Raw genomic sequence first — 17,316 nt, forward strand, 5'->3', positions numbered from 1 at the left:
TCTCCTTCTTCAACGCCGCGTTCTCCGCCGTCAGCCGGGCGATCAGCGCGTCCTGGTCCTCAGGCGTGGCCTTCTCCGCCCGCTTCGCCCGCGAGCCCCAGCTCGCCAGGGTCGTCTCGTTGATCCCCAGGTCCTCCGCGTCCTCGGGGACCGGCTTCCCGGTCTCCGGCACGATGCGTACCGCCCCCTCACGAAACTCCGCCGTGAACTTCCGACGCTTCTCCGCCATGACAACCAACATCCCCTGCTGTCACGGACTCCACGCTACGAGGGGAACCTCAGACCGACGCAAGAACTTGCCGACGGAGTCCCTCAAGCACGCGCGTTAGAAGCGCTATCTCCGGTTCCCTGGACTCGACCGCGACCCGGCCATCCTCAAACCAGTGGTCGAGCCGCCGCTGATACTCGATCTCCGACCGCGTGGCCTCGGTTCGGATGTCCCCGAGCACAAGGGCCGCCTCCATGTGCAGCCGGACGAGATCCGCAGGCGTGATGCGCAAGGGCTCGGCGAACGCCGCGGTCTCGGAGCCACCCGTCGAGCACATGGGGCCGAGGATGTTGATTTCCACGCAGGCTTCCGGGCTGGGATCGTCCAGCAACTCGTCAGCGGGCATCAGCCGTAAGAGCACGCAAGGTCTCAGCACTTGGCCGGCGCTTCCAGCTCGGCCCACACGACCTTGCCCCAGCGCTTACGGTCGTATCCCCATCTCCAGCTGAGGGCCTCGACAAGGATCAGGCCGCGCCCCTCCTCGGCAGCGTCGTCGGGGCTGCGCAGCTCGGGTCCTTCCCTGCAAGTGTCGGCGACGCCGATACGCACCACACCGTCAGTCGGGCGCGTGACCAGGACACGGACCTTCCGGCACCGGGTGTGGTCGATGGCGTTGTTGACCAGCTCGGCCACGATCTGCACCCCAACCTCAGCCAGCTCGCCTATGCCCCACGTGCTCAGCGCGGCGGAGACGAGCATGCGAGCCCGGCGAGCGGATTCCGGCTCGCACGGCAGCGTCTCGGTGTAGCCGGGAGCACCGGTCGCAGTAGGTCGGGCTGCGGTCATGGTCACAGGAACATCCCTCCGGGGTGGACGCCCGCCCCCGCGACGGGGTGGCGCCGAGGCGGGCTCTCCTCCAAGCCGTCGAGGAAGGGGGAATCAGGACCTCGACGGGCTGATACCGAGTCAACGGCTCGTGGCCCGTGAGGAACAGGAAATGTCATGCCTGCGCTGGTCATCCCGACCCGGAAGACTTTGCGTTCCCGTGACCTGGGGTCTGGTTCGGTCGGTAACCGCCGGTCTACGGTCGGTGGCATGGCAGCGAACGCCGTCCTCAAGAGCCGGATGAAGGAACTCGGGCTCACCCAGGACGAATTGGCTGGTCGGATGAACACTGCGTTGGCAGAGATCACCGGCAGACCCGGCGACGTCTCCGCCCGCACCGTCCGCAACCTGCTCAACGGAACGTCCCGCCGCCCCATCGGCCGTACATGCGCGGCGCTGGAGCGGGTGTTCGGCTGCCCCGTTGAGGACTTAGGGTTCAGCGCACCACGCATCATGCACCACCCGCAGGAGGACCCTGTGCGGCGTCGCACCTTCATCACCTCGGCCACCGGGACCGCAGCCGCCGCGGCTCCCCTGATCGCCCAGCGCCGCGCGGTCGGCATGTCAGATGTGGCTCGGGCCGCCGCCGGGATGAACGCCCTCGTCGAAACCGACGACCGCCAAGGTGGTCACGCCGAGTTGGAGAGGGCGGCGGTTAAGGGCCGCGAAGACGTACTGGAGTTGCAGCAGCGCAACGCCGGCGAACGCGTCCGCCGAGCCCTGTATGCGCTGGCCGCCGAGTACTCCACCATCGCGGCCTGGTCCTGCATCGACGCCCGCAACCTCGACCAAGCGCAACGGCACCTGAACGAATCCGCGACGTACGCCGGCCTCTCCCAGGACGGCCCCACCGAAATGCGGGTGTGGGTCAACCTGTCCATGCTCGCCTACCAGCGCCAGAACTGGCCGGAAGCGCTCGCGGCAGCTCAGGCCGCACAAGCCTCCCCGGCAGCTCGACGTGACCCGTTCTTCGACTCCCTGGGTCGTGTCCGCGCCGCCCTCGCCTACGCGGCACTTGGTGATGGCCGCATCGCTGTGCGTTCCCTCGCATCAGCCCAGGACGCCTTCACTAAGACTCCGGACCGCGAGCGCCCGCGCTGGACGGCCTTCTACGGGCAGGCCGAACTCGATCACCTCGCCGCCATCGTCCACTACAACAGCGGACACTACGCCCACGCCGAAGCCATGGCTTACCGGGCCCTTGCCAAGATCCCGACGGTCTTCCGGCGCAACAGGGCGCTCGCGACGGCCCAACTCGCCCTCGCGCAAATGCAACAGTGCGAAGCCGAACAGGCCGCGGTGACAGCCGCCGACGTCTTCACGATCATGGGCGGCGATCCCCTGCCCGGCCGTATGCGCACACTCATCGGCGACTTCCACCGTGGCCTGTTCGCCCTGTCCCCCTCCACCTCCTACGCACGAGACTGGGCAGACCGAATGCGAACTGAATGGAGTCGAGCGTGACCGACCTACGTCACTTCCAGCGCGGAAGCCTCCCCGACAGCTTCCGGCAGATGCTCATCGACGTACACGCCGACGCCTACGCCGATCAGATGGACGACCCTTTCCACCAGCGCTTCGCTTGGTTCGTCGACCACTGGACCGGCATGGAGGGCTTCTCCTGTGTCGTGGCCTACGACGACGAGGAACCCACCGGCTTCGCCTACGGCGCCCCGCTTGCCCCCGGCCGGGAGTGGTGGCGCTCCACGGGCTACGAACCGAACAACGGCTACACCTCAACCTACGCCGTGTCCGAGGTGATGGTGCGCCCCAGCTGGCGCAAGCAGGGCCTCTCCGAGCGGTTGCACGAGGCGCTACTCAAGGAACGTACGGAGGACCTCGCCGTGCTCCTGGTCGACGTCACCCACCCCAAGGTGCAGGAACTCTATGAGTCGTGGGGGTACGCCAAAGTCGGCGAGCAGCAACCGTTCGCCGACTCACCCGTGTACGCGGTGATGGTCCAAGACCTTCGGGACTGAATCGCCATCAGAGAGCGGCGATTCGGCTGTCGAAACGAGCATGCACAAGTCGCTCGTATGCGTCATACACATCTGTCGGTACGTTCTGCTCGACGGCGAAGCCGAGCTTCGGGTACTCGATGACCCGCTGCAAGTCACCGACGAGCATGTCGACGACGAGCTTCTCGTCGCCGATGGACTTGATGTAGTCCTCCAGCTCCAGCGGCTCGGAGGCACACACGATCTCCGCCTCAGGCCAGAGCTTGCGGCACGTCGCGTACGAGCGGCGCTCCATATACGGCTTGGAGATCAACAGCAACGACTCGACCTCCACACCGGCCTCGGCCAACAACTCGCGGGAGAAGGTGATGTTATCTGTATCAGCAGGTCTCCGCCGCGGGCCCGTGGGGCGATCCGCTCGCGGGAGAACCGGGGGAGGTCGGCCGCGCCGGGAAGCGAGGCACCGGCCGTGCGCACCAGCTGCGGGCCCACGCCGACGGTCACGGTGAGGTCGCCCGGCGGCAGGCCCAGCAGTCGCGGGTCGGTCCCCGCGGCGAGGGTGCGGATGGCCTGGCCGAGTTCGGCCAGTAACGGGCCTGGAGCCACGTCGGCGTCGAGGTCGGCCACCACGGCCAGCAGGTTGCCCTGGGCCGGCTGGGGGATCGTGATGCCCGCCTGGTGCCGGCCCGTCGCCGCGACCGGCGTCGGCGTGGCCGCCGCGGCAGGGGCGGGCCGGCCGGGCGGAGTCCGGTGTGCACCCGGCGGTCAGACCGACGGCCACCATGGCGCCGGTGGCATCGAGGAAGGCGCGGCGTGACGGACGGTGAACGGCTCGGCGCATGGGGTGCAGAGTGCCATACGCGCATGGCGCGTGCCGGGCAACCTGCGGTTTCTGGCGCGGAATTGGGCGTGCTGGGCTGTAGACCCCGGCGTCGATGGTGTGATCGACGACGCCCGGCCTGTCCGGTGCCGTGACGGGCGCGAAGCCGTTGCACAACTGCCCGGTGGTCGGCGGGGTCACGTGGGAGTCGTGCGCACGGTCGGCACCGGCCCGCGGGAGCGTGAATCTCAGCTCGCTCGCCGGGGGCTGCTCGGGCACCTGGCTGGTGTCCGCGGTGCACACGTCGAACTGCACCGTGTACGTCGCGCCGGGCGTGAGCTGGTACGCGGCGCCGACACCACCGAAGTAGTACTCGCCGGCGGCGTTGGTCCTGGTCGTGGCGACCTGTTTGCCGTCCGCGTCCAGCAGGTTGACCGTCGCCCCCGGCAGCAGCACGTGCCCCGGGTCCTGGATCCCGTTGTGGTCGCCGTCGAACACACGACGTTGCCGATCTGGATCGGCGCGTTCGCCGCCGCGTAGGCGATGTCACCGAGCCCGCCGGCCTTGCCGAACCCGCCTTGTTCCCGGCTGACGAACTGGAACCCGTTGGCGGCCGGGTTGTTGCCCGAGCCCTCACCGGTCGCGACGTCGTGGTAACCGGTTCCCGAGGTCGCGACGTTGACGACCGGGTCGAACTCCGTGCTGACGACCCACTGCTGCTGCGGGATGTAGGCCACCGATCCCAGCGCGGTCTCCCGGTGCGCGTTGGCGTAGAAGTCGCCCGGGAAGTATTCGACGACATCGGCGGGCTGGCCGCCGATGTCGGCGGGGGTGGCGTGGTTGGGGCAGCTTCCCGTGCCTTCCCACTGTGCCGAAGAAGTCGCGCAGTACCTAAAGATTCGGCAGGGCGCCCGACACCGTCCTCCAGCGAGCCGTCCGCGCGGCGGCCCGCAGGCCGTGACGCCGTGGATCAGCCGCGCGTGGTGTCCGGTGGGCCGGTGACGGCGGTGAGGCGGAGCTTGGTCTCGTCTTCGCTGCCGGGCACGGCGGTCATGATGACGATCTTGAGTTCGGAGTCGCCGTCGGTCAGGACGTCGCAGTCCACCGTGACCGGGCCCACCGTCGGGTGGTGGATCGTCTTGTGATCCTCGCGGTGCGCGGCCACCCCTCCGGTCGCCCACAGGTCGGCGAACCTCCTGTTGCCCGCATGCAGTTCGCGGATCAGCGCGGCCAGGCGACTGTCCTGGGGGAAGCGGCCGGCGGCGCGGCGCAGGTCGGAGACGACGGCGGCGTCGGTGGCGGCGCGGTCCGCCTCGGTCACCGGCCACTGCACGAGGCGGGCGGGGCCGGCGTCCACCGGGAACCTGTCGCGGGCGAAGTTGCGCAGCCGCGGCGGTGCAGCGGAGGGGTCGCCCAGCAGGGCGGCCCACCCGCGGTTCCACCACACCAGCCGCCAGTCCGCCGCGAAGACGGCAACCGCCACGTCCCCGAGCCGGGCGAGCACCCGCTGCATGCCGGGCGGGATGTGGTCGGATATCGCGCCGTCCGCCGGCGGCACGAGCCGGGCCAGCCGGTACAGGTGGTCCCGCTCGGCGGTGGACAGTTGCAGGGCGCGTGCCAGGGACGCCACCACCGACGCCGAGGGTGTCGTGGCCCGACCCTGCTCCAGGCGCACGATGTAGTCGACCGACACCCCGGCCAGGTCGGCCAGTTCCTCGCGCCGCAGTCCGGCCGCGCGGCGCCCCCGGGACACCGGCAGCCCGGCGGCCGACGGGGGCAGCCGGTCCCGCCAGGTGCGGATCATCGCGTCCAGTCCGGTTCCGGGTGTCGTCGGCACGGGCTCCATACTCCTGCACCCGGGGTCGTGGGTGCGGCCGCGAAGGTGGTACGGGTCTTCCTACCGTTGAAGCGTCCCTGGTCCGTCTCCTGCGTGCGGACCAGCATCGAAGGCATGACGATCACCTTGATCACCGGAGCCAACAAGGGTCTCGGCCGCGAGACCGCCCGCCGCCTGATCGCGTGCGGCCACACCGTGCTCCTCGGAGCCCGCGACCCCGAGCGGGGCGAGGAGGCCGCCGCCGCGCTCGGCGCACGCCACGTGACCATCGACGTGACCGACGACGCGTCCGTGGCCGCCGCGGCCGCGGACGTCGCCGGGCACGAGGGCAGGATCGACGTCCTGATCAACAACGCCGGTGTTCACGGCCCCGTCGGCGATCCCTGCGCCCTCACCGCCGCCGACGCCCTGGCCGTCCTCGACGTCAACGTCGTCGGCGTCGTCCGCACCACCACCGCGTTCCTGCCGTTGCTGCGCCGCTCGGAGGACCCTGTGATCATCAACGTCAGCAGCGGCATGGGCTCCCTCGCCCTCACCCACGACCCCGCCCGGCCCGAGTCGCACGTCGTTGCGCCGCTGTACACCTCCTCGAAGGCGGCGCTGACGATGTTGACCACGCAGTACGCCAAGGGGCTCGAGGGCATCCGCGTCAACGCCGCCGACCCCGGCTACACCGCGACCGACCTCAACGGCCACAGCGGCCCGCAGACCGTCACCGAGGGCACGGACGCGATCGTCGCCCTCGCCACCGAGGAGCCCGGCGCCGGCACCGGGCGCTTCGTCTCCCGCCACGGCGAGATCGGCTGGTCGTGAAACCGGCCGGCCGGACCGGACGCCGGCGGCCTGCGGGGATCACGCGTCCAGCAGGTCCATCAGCGTCTCCCGGGCGCGGGCCACACGGGAGCGGACCGTGCCGATCGGGCAGTGGCTGATCTCGGCCGCCTCGGCGTAGGGCAGGCCGAGCAGCTGGGTGAGGACGAACGCCTCCCGGCGCTCGTCGGGCAGGGCGGCCAGCAGGTCCCGCAGGGCGATGCCGTCGTCGAAGCCGGGCAGGCCGTGCGGCTGGGCCCGTTCGACGGCCAGCTGCCAGTCCGGTGCGGGGGACAGGCGGGGCCGGGCGGCGGCGTACCGGTAGCTGTCGATGACCGCGCGGCGGGCGATGGACAGCAGCCACGCGCGCGCCGAGGAACGGCCCTCGAAGTGGTGGAGGCTGCCGAGCGCGCGCAGGAAGGTGTCCTGCGCGAGGTCGTCCACGGCTTGGGGGTCGCCGCACAGGTGGGCGACGTAACGCCGCACGTCGCGGTGGAGGGCGCGGACGAAGTGCTCGACCGCGTCCGGGTCACCGCCCCGGGCGGCGAGCGCCCAGGCGGTTGTCGAGTCGTCGGTCGAGTCGTCGGTCGAGTCGTCGTTCGAGTCGTCGTTCGACACCTGCGCGTCGAGCAGGGCAGAGGTGATCACCTGGTGTCCTTCGCGGAAGCCGTGATCCGGGCCGGGGCGCGCGAGCGCAAGGGCGGGCGCGGGCGGTCCGGGGAATGGGGGTCGGCCCTACGACGCGGAGGCACGGAGGTGCTGTGACGCTGTGATGCTGTGACGCTGTGGCACGGAGACGTCACGGCGCTTGCGCGGGCGTACGGCCGAGGCCCGGGGCGCGCACGGGCAGCCCCGGGGAACCAGCTGTCGTCAGAGGACAGCCGTCCCCACCGGTGGCCCCCGGGAGGTGATCGCGTGGACGAGGAGGAGGAGACCCGGCGCCCGGTCCGAGCGGGGGCGCCGAGGGCGGGCGGGAGGGCGGCACGGCGTGACGGGCACGGCGAGCAGCAGCCGCAGCGGCGCCGCCAGCCGTCCGGCGACGGCCCGCAGGATGCGGAACGCGGCCTTCTCCCCGTACGCCAGCCACAAGCCGGCCAGGAGCGCGGCGAGCAGGTGGGCGGCGAGCATTCCGGACGACGGACCGACACCGCCGCCATCGGACATCGACTGCCCCAGGCCCCCCACTCGGCTCGTGGCCATGTACCCCATGTGCTCCATGCCCATGGAGTCCATCCGCATCGAGCCCATGTCCATGGCGGCCGGTCCGGTCGGCGTGGCGTACGTGGCGTGCGCGAGGGAGAACGCCGCGTGCAGCACCGTCTGGACGGCGACCACGGCCGCCACGATCAGGGGCAGACCCCGTTCCCGGCCCGCCAGGCACCAGCCGACGACACCGGTCCCGGCCACCCCGGCGGCCAGTGCCCACGCGGGCACGTGGTCGCCGGACATCAGTACGTGCCCCAGGGCGGCGAGCAGCACACAGACGGCCGCGAACACCGCGGCCCGTACCGTGCGGGCACCCCACCCTGCCGTCATGGCGCCTCATCCTCGCATCAGGACATGGATCGTCACGCTCAGGTACGTACATCCACAGGTGATCCCACTCAATCCACAGCGTGTGAATTCCGGCAGGAATCGAGAAGCGCCGGTCCCGCGGCCGCCTCTAGGGTGCTTGTCGTGGCCGTCGCCCCTGCACACACGGCACACGGCACACGGCCGCCACGGAAGTGGAACCCGACGTACTGCTGGACTGCTGGACGGAGACACGAAGAGCATGGCCACGAGGACGGACCCGCAAACGCCCGCGCAGCACGCCGCCGACAGCCACGATCTGATCCGCGTGCACGGTGCGCGCGAGAACAACCTCAAGGACGTCAGCATCGAGATCCCGAAGCGCAGGCTGACGGTGTTCACCGGGGTCTCCGGCTCGGGCAAGAGCTCGCTGGTGTTCGACACCATCGCCGCCGAGTCGCAGCGGCTGATCAACGAGACGTACAGCGCCTTCGTCCAGGGCTTCATGCCGAACCTGTCGCGGCCCGAGGTCGACGTCCTCGACGGTCTGACCACCGCCATCACCGTCGACCAGCAGCGGATGGGCGCCGACCCCCGATCCACGGTAGGCACCGCCACCGACGCCAACGCGATGCTGCGGATCCTGTTCAGCCGGCTCGGCAAGCCCTACGTCGGTCCGCCCGGAGCGTTCGCCTTCAACGTGCCCTCGGTCTCGGCGTCCGGGGCGATCACGGTGGAGCGCGGCGCCAAGAAGGCGGAGAAGGTCACCTTCAACAAGGTCGGCGGCATGTGCCCGCGCTGCGAGGGCCGCGGCGCGGTCTCCGATCTCGACCTGACCCAGCTCTACGACGACGGCAAGTCGATCAACGAGGGCGCCTTCACCATCCCCGGCTACACCGGCGGCGGCTGGAACTCCCGGCTGTACGCGGAGTCGGGCTTCTTCGACCCGGACAAGCCGATCCGCGCGTTCACGAAGAAGGAACTGCACGACCTCCTGCACCGCGAGCCGACCCGGATGAAGATCGCGGGCATCAACATGACCTACGAGGGTCTGATCCCGCGCATCCAGAAGTCGATGCTGTCCAAGGACAGGGAGGCGATGCAGCCGCACATCCGGGCGTTCGTGGAACGTGCGGTCACCTTCGCCACCTGCCCCGACTGCGACGGCACCCGGCTCGCCGAGCACGCCCGCTCCTCGAAGATCGAGGGGATCTCCATCGCGGACGCCTGCCGGATGGAGATCAGGGACCTGGCCGGCTGGGTGCGCACCCTCGACGAGCCGTCGGTGGCGCCGCTGCTCACCGCGCTGCAGCAGAGCCTCGACTCGTTCGTGGAGATCGGCCTCGGCTACCTCTCGCTGGACCGGCCCGCGGGGACGCTGTCGGGCGGTGAGGCGCAGCGCGTCAAGATGATCCGCCACCTCGGCTCGTCGCTCACCGACGTCACGTACGTCTTCGACGAGCCGACCGCGGGCCTGCACCCGCACGACATCCAGCGGATGAACGGCCTGCTGCTGCGGCTGCGGGACAAGGGCAACACGGTGCTCGTCGTGGAGCACAAGCCGGAGGTCATCGAGATCGCCGACCATGTCGTGGACCTCGGCCCCGGTGCCGGTACGGCGGGCGGCACCGTCTGCTTCGAGGGCACCGTCGAGAAGCTGCGCGACAGCGACACCGTCACCGGACGCCACCTCGACGACCGTGCCTCGCTCAAGGACGAGGTGCGCGGGCCCACCGGAGTCCTGGAGATCCGCGGTGCCTCGGCGAACAACCTCCGGGACGTGGACGTGGACGTCCCGCTCGGCGTGCTCACCGTGATCACCGGTGTCGCGGGGTCCGGCAAGAGCTCGCTCGTGCACCGGTCGGTCCCCGGGGAGCTCGGGGTGGTCTCGGTCGACCAGAGCCCGATCCGGGGTTCGCGGCGCAGCAACCCGGCGACGTACACCGGTCTGCTCGAGCCGATCCGCAAGGCGTTCGCCAAGGCCAACGGCGTCAAGCCCGCGCTGTTCAGCGCCAACTCCGAAGGCGCGTGCCCCACCTGCAACGGCGCCGGCGTCATCTACACCGACCTGGCGATGATGGCCGGGGTCGCCAGCACCTGCGAGGACTGCGAGGGCAAGCGGTTCGACGCGTCGGTCCTCGACTACCGCCTCGGCGGCCGGGACATCTCCGAGGTGCTCGCGATGCCGGTGTCGGAAGCCCTGGAGTTCTTCGCCGGGGGCGAGGCGCGTACCCCGGCCGCGCACAAGGTCCTCGAGCGCCTCGCGGACGTCGGGCTCGGCTATCTCACCCTCGGCCAGCCGCTCACCACGCTCTCCGGCGGTGAGCGGCAGCGCCTGAAGCTGGCCACGCACATGGCGGAGAAGGGCGGCGTCTACGTCCTCGACGAGCCGACCACCGGTCTCCACCTCGCCGATGTCGAGCAACTCCTCGGCCTGCTCGACCGGTTGGTCGACTCCGGCAAGTCCGTGATCGTCATCGAGCACCACCAGGCGGTCATGGCGCACGCCGACTGGATCATCGACCTCGGCCCCGGCGCCGGCCACGACGGCGGCCGGATCGTCTTCGAGGGCACCCCCGCCGACCTCGTCGCCGCCCGCTCCACCCTCACCGGCGAACACCTGGCGGCCTACGTCGGCGCCTGACCCGACGCCGGCCGTCAGGCGCACGAGGGGGACGCAGCAGTCCGCCCGGTCTCGCGGGCCCGCGCACAAAGGCCCCGGGACGACGCGGCGGCGGTGCGGCAGGAGGGCCGCGCCGCCGCCCGGTGGGTGCTGGTCCCTACGCGGAGGGGACCGCGTCGCGGGTCCGGCCGAGCCGTTCGCGGACCAGGGCGACGGCGACCACGCCGATGGCCACGAGGGTGGACAGGACCACCTGGTCGCGGCCGCCGCCCTCGGCGGTGTCGGTGAGCATGTAGCCGAGCACGAAGGTGATCAGGGCGATGGTGGCCCAGGTCAGGTAGGGGTACAGCCACATCCTGACGACCAGCTTCTCGGGCGCCTCCCGCTGGATGATCTTGCGCATGCGCAGCTGCGAGAAGCAGATGACCAGCCAGACGAAGAGGGCGATGGCGCCGGAGGAGTTCAGCAGGAACTGGAAGACGGTGTCCGGCCACAGGTAGTTGAAGGCGACGGCGACGAAGCCGAAGACCACCGAGGCGAGGATGGCGGTACGGGGGACGCCCCGGTTCGTGGTGCGGCCGAAGGAGGCCGGCGCGTCGCTGCGGCCGCCGAGGGAGAACGCCATGCGGGAGGCGGTGTACAGGCCCGAGTTGAGGCAGGACAGCACGGAGGTCAGCACGATGGCGTTCATGATCTGGGCGGCGTGCGGGATGCCGATGGAGCTGAGGGCGGCGACGTACGAGCCGTCCTTGAGGATCGCCGGGTCGTCCCAGCGCAGCAGCGACACCACGATGAGGATCGAGCCCAGGTAGAAGACCGCGATCCGCCAGATCACGCTGTTGGTGGCCTTGGTGACCGCGCCGCGCGGGTCCGCGGACTCGCCGGCGGCCAGGGTGACGATCTCGCTGCCCATGAAGGAGAAGACCACCATCAGGACGCCGGTGAGGATGGCCCCCGGCCCGTGCGGCAGGAACCCGCCGTCCGCGGTGAGGTGGGAGAAGCCGGACGCCGGGTGGTCCGAGCCGGGCAGCAGGCCGAAGATCGCGAGGGCGCCGAGCACGATGAACGCGGCGATGGCGACGACCTTGATGCCGGCGAACCAGAACTCGAACTCGCCGTAGGAGCTGACCGAGGCCAGGTTGCTGGCGGTGAGGACGAGCATGACGATCAGGGCCCAGCCCCACTGCGGGACGGCCGGGACCCAGCCGGCCAGGATCTTCGCGCCGGCGGTCGCCTCGACGGCGAGCACGACGACCCAGAAGAACCAGTAGAGCCAGCCGATGGTGAACCCGGCCCAGCGGCCGAGCGCGCGGTCGGCGTAGGCGGAGAACGAGCCGGAGGTGGGGTTGGCCGCGGCCATCTCGCCCAGCATGCGCATGACGAGGACGACGAGGGCGCCGACGAGGGCGTAGGAGACGAGGATGCCGGGGCCCGCGGCGGCGATGCCGGATCCGGAGCCGACGAACAGGCCGGCGCCGATGACACCGCCGATCGCGATCATCGACAGGTGGCGGTTCTTCAGTCCGGCCTGAAGGCCTGAGCCGGGGCCGGAGCCGGGGCCTGAGCCGGGGCCGGAGCCGGGGTCCGCCGGGGTGCTCTCGGCGGTGGCGGGCGAGTCTGTGGCGGGGAGCGGGGGACGCGCGGTCATCTCGACATCCAAGGAGGGAGGGGGGACGAGGACATGCGTCCGGAAATTAGTTCAGTACGATCTAAAAAAACAAGAGCTGTCCGCCTTGTTTAAGTGTTCAGTGTGCTCTATTTTTCACGCATCCCCGCTCGGCAGGACGGTTAGGGTGACGCCGTGGCGAATGCAGCGGGCAAGTTCGGACCCTACGGCGGCGCGGACACCCGCCTCCTGCCCGGCAGGGGGCCCACGGGAACGGAGCTGGTCCGGTCCCGGATCGCCCTGCGGGTGCGCCTGAAGGCCGTCTCCCCGGGAGACCGGCTGCCGGACGTCGGCGTCCTCGCCGAGGAACTGGGGATCAGTGAGATCACCGTGCGTCGCGCACTGGAGGCGATGTGCCAGGACGGCCTGCTCGACCGCCGGCGGGGCCGCGCGGGCGGAACCTTCGTCGCGCCGGACTGGGACGCCGTGGTCGCCCTGCTGCACGACCCCGCCGAGGCGGCCGCGCTGGACGGCTTCCACCAGCTGCTCGAGTGCGGCCTGGTCGCCCACGGGGCCGGCGAGGTCCCGGCCGCCGACCTCGACGGGCTGCGCTCGCTGGTCGACGCCATGGACCGGGACTCCGACCCGGCACGGCTGGTCGAACTGGAGACCCGCTTCCACCTCGACCTCGCCGAGGCGCTCGGCGGCACCGGGATCCGCGAGTTCGCCGCCGACCTGCTCGGCCGGCAGTGCTTGCTGCTGCCCGCCCCGCCCCCCGAGGTGGTACGGGCCCGCAACCGCTGCCACGCCGATCTGCTCGCCGAACTCGGCCGCGGCGCCCTCGGCCCGGCCGTGCGCGCCGTCAAGGCCCACCGGCACGCCCGCCCGGACTGACGCCGCAGTGACCGCACCGCCCCACCGCAGAAGGAGCCGCCGCCATGCCTGACCTCGGAGCCCTGGGCCCGTCGTCGACGCCGGGCCCCGCCGGCGGCACGCCCCAGCGCCTGCGCGGCGGCGTCCTCGGCATGGCGGACATCGCCGCCGCCACCATGGCCAACGTCGGCCCGGCCATGAGCTTCTTCTTCGGCTTCGCCTTCCTCGCCGCCACCGCGGGGATCGCGTCGCCGCTGACCATCGTGACCGCGGGCATCGCCGTCGCACTCCTGGGCAACACACTCGCCGAGTTCTCCCGGGCGCACCCCTCCGCGGGCAGCTTCACCACGTTCGTCGGCAAGACCTTCGGGCCGGTCAGCGCGGTGACCACGGCCCTGCTGGCCGGGCTCGGCTACATCATCGCGATGGCCTCGGTCATCGCGATCTCGGGCGGGTTCGTGCAGATCACCCTGCACTACTACACCGGCGTCGACCTGCCGTGGATCATCTGGACGCTGCTGCTGACCGGGCTGTCGGTGGTGCTGATGCTGCGCGGCGTGGTGGTCTCCACCAAGTGGGCCGGCTACTTCTTCGGCGTGGAGATGCTGGTGCTGGTCGTGGTCTCGGTCGCGGCGCTCGTCGAACACCGCGGCCACCTGTCCGCCGCCCCGTTCCTGCCCGGCCACATCAGTCACGGACTGAAGGGACTGGCCGCGGGCTTCCCGCTGGCGGTGTACCTGTTCATCGGCTGGGAGAACTCCGCGGCGCTGGCCGAGGAGACGGAGAACCCACGGCGCAACGTCGGCCGCGCCGTGTTCTCCTCCGTCGCGATCATGACGGTGAGCTACGTCCTGTTCTCCTACGCCACGGTGACCGGCTTCGGCTACGACATGGCCAGGCTCGGCGAGGCCCGAATCCCCTTCATCGACGTCGCCCACGACACGCTCGGCGGGCTGGCGTTCGTCGCCTACCTCGGCGGCCTGACCTCCACCCTCGGCGTGCTGATCGCCGGCATCAACTCGCAGGCCCGCCTGGTGTTCAACGCCGGACGCGAGGGGCTGCTGCCGTCCTTCTTCGGCTATGTGCACCCCACCCGCCGCACGCCGAACAACGCGATCGTCACCTTCACCGCCATCTCGCTGCTGATCATCGGCGGCTGGGGCCTGGGCCATGTGCTCGGGGCGGACGGCGGGCCGATGAACCCCGTGGTCTTCTTCGCCGAGTCCTCGAGCCTGGGCGCGATCCTGATCCTGCTGGTCTACCTGGCGTCCAACATCGCCCTGCCGCTGTACTACCGCCGCTACCGCCCGCAGGAGTTCCGGACGGTACGGCACCTGGTGCTGCCCGCGATCGGCACCCTGGCCATCCTGGTCCCGCTCTACTACCTCGCCAAGCCCGGCCAGCCCGCGCCGTACAACTGGTTCCCGGTCGCGGCGCTCGCCGCCCTGCTGGCCGCCGTCGGGTACGCCACGCTCCTGGTCCGCCGCGACCCGAGCCTGGCCGAAAGGGTCGGTTCGGTCGTCGCCGACGCGGAGTGAGGGACCCTACGTATTGTAGGTTCCCAACCGTCTCCGGGTGGAGCCGGAGACCGGCAGGCGCTGATCAACGGCACCGGCTCGCACGTGTCAGTGCCAGGCATCTGTTCGACAGTCCGACGGGGGGAGAGACCATGCGGGAGACAGGGGAAGCGGGCCCACCACGGCTGGGCGCGCCGCCGGCCGCGCGGGCGCTGGCGCCGACGGTCGTCGTGCTCGTGGTGAGCCTGACGATCGCCGCCGCCGGGGTGTACGAGCTGTGCGGGTTCGGGCTGCACAGCCTGGACCGGCGGCCGCACCTGTTCGGCGACGGGCTGGCCACGGCCGGGGTGATCGCCGCCGTGGTGGCGGCCGGGGCCGCGGTGGGCAATCTGGCCTGGACGCTGACGACGGACCGACGCCGTACGGAGAACGGGACCGACTAGGGTCTGCCCGGCACCCTGTCCGGACCGGCGCACCGCACGCCGTGCACACCCCCGCGTGCCCACGCGCCCCGATCGGCGTGCCGCGATCGCGGGACGGTGCGCACCCCACCGCGCTACCCTACAAACTGTAGGGTCTGTGGTGGCGCGGCCGCGTGACGAACCCGCGCGGCCGGCCGCCCACCCGTTCCCCGTCCCCCGTCTCTAGGTGACCGGTCACCATGCCCCCACTGCCCGCACAGCAGTCGGCCACACCCTCCTCGCGGCTCCCCGCCCGGCGCCCACCGCGCCCCCTGCCCGGGCTCCCCGGCCCGCGGCTGCGGGCACGGGCGGCCGCTGCCACCGTCTGGTACCTGCGGCTGCTCACCGCGCTGAACATCGCCGCGGTCGTCTCCCTCCCCTTCCGCGAGGAGGTGCACGAGCACAACGCGGGCGAGTACTTCACGCCGTACCTCGCCACCGCCGGCCTGGTCTCGGCCGCGCTGGCCGCCTTCCTCGCGCTGGTGATGCGGCGCCGCAAGCGGGCCGCCTGGGCCTTCAACCTGCTGCTCTCCGGCGCCCTCCTCGGCCTGTACGCCCTCGCGCTCACCCGCGCCCCCTACCGCCAGCACCCGTTCAACTGGCTCTCCACCGTGCTCACCGCCCTGTTCGTGGCCGCGCTGCTGATCGGCCGCCGGGAGTTCGACGCCATCGGCGACCGCTCCAACCCGAAGCTCGCCCTGGCCGTCGGCATCGGCGGCACGCTGGTCAGCGCCGGCCTCGGCACACTGCTCGTGGGCGCGACGAACAAGATGCCCGGCGCCACGCTCCAGGACCGGATCGCGTACACCCTGCTGCGCGGCATCAGCGTCGGCCCGCTCGCCGACCGGGTCGACTCCGTGAGCGCCCCCCGCTGGGTCGACGTGATCATCAACATCCTGGTCGCCGCGACCTTCCTCCTCGTCCTGTACGCCTGCTTCCGCGCCCCGCGCGGCCAGGCCCTCCTCGGCCCGGACGACGAACGGCGGCTACGGGACCTGCTCGACCGGAACGGCGAACGCGACTCCCTCGGCTACTTCGCGCTGCGCCGCGACAAGGCCGTCCTCTTCTCCCCCAGCGGCAAGGCCGCCGTCGCCTACCGCGTCGTCGGCGGCGTCAGCCTCGCCTCCGGCGATCCCATCGGCGACCCCGAGGCCTGGCCCGGCGCCATCGACGCCTGGCTCGCCGAAGCCCGCCGGCACGCCTGGACGCCCGCCGTCATGGGGGCGAGCGAGGAGGCCGGCACGGTCTACGCCCGGCACGGTCTGGACGCCCTCGAACTCGGCGACGAGGCGATCGTCGACCTCGCCGACTTCACCCTCGAGGGCCGCGCGATGCGCGTGGTGCGCCAGGCCCACAACCGGGTGCGCCGGGCCGGTTACACCGTCCGCATCCGCCGTCACGAGGACATCCCCGACGACGAGATGGCCCTGCTCGTCGACCGCGCCGACCACTGGCGCGACGGCGCCACCGAACGCGGCTTCTCCATGGCCCTCGGCCGTCTCGGTGACCCCGCCGACGGCCGCTGCGTGATGCTCGAGTGCCGCGACGCCCAGGGCGAACCGCGCGCCCTGCTGAGCTTCGTGCCGTGGGGCGGACACGGCCTCTCCCTCGACCTGATGCGCCGCGACCGCGACTGCGAGAACGGCCTGATGGAGTACATGGTGGTGGAGCTGCTGCTGCACGCCGAGGAGCTGGGCGTACGCCGGGTGTCGCTGAACTTCGCCATGTTCCGGTCGGTCTTCGAACGTGGCTCCCGGCTCGGCGCCGGGCCGGTGCTCCGCCTGTGGCGGTCGGTCCTCACCTTCTTCTCCCGCTGGTGGCAGATCGAGTCCCTCTACCGCGCCAACGCCAAGTACCGGCCGGTGTGGGAGCCGCGGTTCCTGCTCTTCGCCAAGAGCAGCGACATCCCGCGCATCGGCCTGGCCAGCGCGCGGGCCGAGGGATTCCTCACGGCACCGGCCCTGCCGGGCCTGCCGGGCCGCCGCAGGCACCCGTCCTGAAGCCGCCGCCAGGAACGCCCGGACACGGCCGTCCCCCGTCCCCCGTCCCGCGCCCCCGGTCGCGCGCCGGGGACGGACGGCCGCCCCGGCCCGGCCAGGAAGCCCACGCGTGCACGCCCCCAAACGGTGAGGGCGCATCCGGTGAGGCCAGGCCCCCGCACGCCCCGCCCCCGGCCGACGAACCCAGGGCCCGCGCTCCCACCGGG

General features: G+C 71.4%; 15 protein-coding genes and 3 pseudogenes. 8 read left to right on the top strand and 10 right to left on the bottom strand.

Annotation, left to right across the window (positions count from 1 at the left end):
- The 3 genes from ABZX30_RS24425 to ABZX30_RS24435 all read right to left on the bottom strand — a co-directional run.
- The coding region (locus tag ABZX30_RS24425) for a transposase (protein ID WP_355936861.1) at positions 1-229 on the bottom strand (229 nt) is incomplete at its 3' end.
- 49 nt (positions 230-278) lie between these two features.
- Complete coding sequence (locus tag ABZX30_RS24430; RefSeq protein WP_355936863.1) at positions 279-614, bottom strand: hypothetical protein; 336 nt, start codon at positions 612-614, stop codon at positions 279-281.
- Positions 615-637: 23 nt separating this feature from the next.
- On the bottom strand, positions 638-1,054 hold the full coding sequence (locus tag ABZX30_RS24435) for an ATP-binding protein (protein WP_355936974.1): 417 nt from the start codon (positions 1,052-1,054) through the stop codon (positions 638-640).
- 249 nt (positions 1,055-1,303) lie between these two features.
- Here ABZX30_RS24435 and ABZX30_RS24440 point away from each other — a divergent pair, with 249 nt between their 5' ends.
- On the top strand, positions 1,304-2,557 hold the full coding sequence (locus ABZX30_RS24440; protein ID WP_355936866.1) for a helix-turn-helix transcriptional regulator: 1,254 nt from the start codon (positions 1,304-1,306) through the stop codon (positions 2,555-2,557).
- The gene (locus tag ABZX30_RS24445; RefSeq protein WP_355936868.1) at positions 2,542-3,072 is read left to right on the top strand and encodes a GNAT family N-acetyltransferase; all 531 of its coding nucleotides are present in this window, start codon (positions 2,542-2,544) and stop codon (positions 3,070-3,072) included. The genes ABZX30_RS24440 and ABZX30_RS24445 overlap by 16 nt, the downstream gene beginning before the upstream one ends.
- A gap of 7 nt (positions 3,073-3,079) precedes the next feature.
- Here the strand turns inward: ABZX30_RS24445 and ABZX30_RS24450 are convergent.
- The 4 genes and pseudogenes from ABZX30_RS24450 to ABZX30_RS24465 all read right to left on the bottom strand — a co-directional run.
- Positions 3,080-3,427: pseudogene (locus tag ABZX30_RS24450) on the bottom strand (YdcF family protein); the annotation flags it as partial.
- Positions 3,424-3,892: pseudogene (locus ABZX30_RS24455) on the bottom strand (Dyp-type peroxidase domain-containing protein); the annotation flags it as partial. The pseudogenes ABZX30_RS24450 and ABZX30_RS24455, both read right to left, overlap by 4 nt.
- Positions 3,893-3,970: 78 nt before the next feature.
- Positions 3,971-4,740, bottom strand: a pseudogene (locus tag ABZX30_RS24460) (SdrD B-like domain-containing protein); the annotation flags it as partial.
- A 101-nt stretch (positions 4,741-4,841) separates the two neighbouring features.
- Positions 4,842-5,717 carry a helix-turn-helix transcriptional regulator gene (locus tag ABZX30_RS24465; RefSeq protein ID WP_355936870.1) on the bottom strand — a complete coding sequence of 292 codons (876 nt, stop codon included), beginning with the start codon at positions 5,715-5,717 and terminating at the stop codon, positions 4,842-4,844.
- A 105-nt stretch (positions 5,718-5,822) separates the two neighbouring features.
- Here ABZX30_RS24465 and ABZX30_RS24470 point away from each other — a divergent pair, with 105 nt between their 5' ends.
- Positions 5,823-6,521: an SDR family NAD(P)-dependent oxidoreductase gene (locus tag ABZX30_RS24470; RefSeq protein WP_355936873.1), complete on the top strand. Its 699-nt coding sequence runs from the start codon at positions 5,823-5,825 to the stop codon at positions 6,519-6,521.
- Positions 6,522-6,560: 39 nt separating this feature from the next.
- Here ABZX30_RS24470 and ABZX30_RS24475 read toward each other — a convergent pair whose 3' ends face one another.
- Positions 6,561-7,136 carry a sigma-70 family RNA polymerase sigma factor gene (locus tag ABZX30_RS24475; protein ID WP_355936977.1) on the bottom strand — a complete coding sequence of 192 codons (576 nt, stop codon included), beginning with the start codon at positions 7,134-7,136 and terminating at the stop codon, positions 6,561-6,563.
- 252 nt (positions 7,137-7,388) lie between these two features.
- The gene (locus ABZX30_RS24480; protein WP_355936874.1) at positions 7,389-8,054 is read right to left on the bottom strand and encodes a hypothetical protein; all 666 of its coding nucleotides are present in this window, start codon (positions 8,052-8,054) and stop codon (positions 7,389-7,391) included.
- 238 nt (positions 8,055-8,292) lie between these two features.
- Between ABZX30_RS24480 and ABZX30_RS24485 the strand changes: the two genes are divergently transcribed.
- Entirely contained in the window at positions 8,293-10,674 is a 2,382-nt protein-coding gene (locus ABZX30_RS24485) for an excinuclease ABC subunit UvrA (protein WP_355936876.1), read from the top strand.
- Between the two features lie 136 nt (positions 10,675-10,810).
- Here the strand turns inward: ABZX30_RS24485 and ABZX30_RS24490 are convergent, their stop codons facing one another.
- Positions 10,811-12,301: an amino acid permease gene (locus ABZX30_RS24490; RefSeq protein ID WP_355936879.1), complete on the bottom strand. Its 1,491-nt coding sequence runs from the start codon at positions 12,299-12,301 to the stop codon at positions 10,811-10,813.
- A 153-nt stretch (positions 12,302-12,454) separates the two neighbouring features.
- On the opposite strand from ABZX30_RS24490, the gene ABZX30_RS24495 reads away from it, so the two are divergent.
- The 4 genes from ABZX30_RS24495 to ABZX30_RS24510 all read left to right on the top strand — a co-directional run bounded on the left by ABZX30_RS24495 (position 12,455) and on the right by ABZX30_RS24510 (position 17,110).
- Positions 12,455-13,153, top strand: a complete 699-nt coding sequence (locus ABZX30_RS24495; protein WP_355936882.1) for a GntR family transcriptional regulator — start codon at positions 12,455-12,457, stop codon at positions 13,151-13,153.
- Positions 13,154-13,197: 44 nt separating this feature from the next.
- Positions 13,198-14,670: an APC family permease gene (locus tag ABZX30_RS24500; RefSeq protein ID WP_355936884.1), complete on the top strand. Its 1,473-nt coding sequence runs from the start codon at positions 13,198-13,200 to the stop codon at positions 14,668-14,670.
- A gap of 131 nt (positions 14,671-14,801) precedes the next feature.
- Entirely contained in the window at positions 14,802-15,092 is a 291-nt protein-coding gene (locus ABZX30_RS24505) for a hypothetical protein (RefSeq protein ID WP_355936887.1), read from the top strand.
- A 218-nt stretch (positions 15,093-15,310) separates the two neighbouring features.
- Positions 15,311-17,110, top strand: a complete 1,800-nt coding sequence (locus ABZX30_RS24510) for a phosphatidylglycerol lysyltransferase domain-containing protein (RefSeq protein ID WP_355936889.1) — start codon at positions 15,311-15,313, stop codon at positions 17,108-17,110.
- Positions 17,111-17,316 lie beyond the last annotated feature (206 nt).

Source organism: Streptomyces sp. NPDC004542 (assembly GCF_040610035.1).
GTDB lineage: Bacteria > Actinomycetota > Actinomycetes > Streptomycetales > Streptomycetaceae > Streptomyces.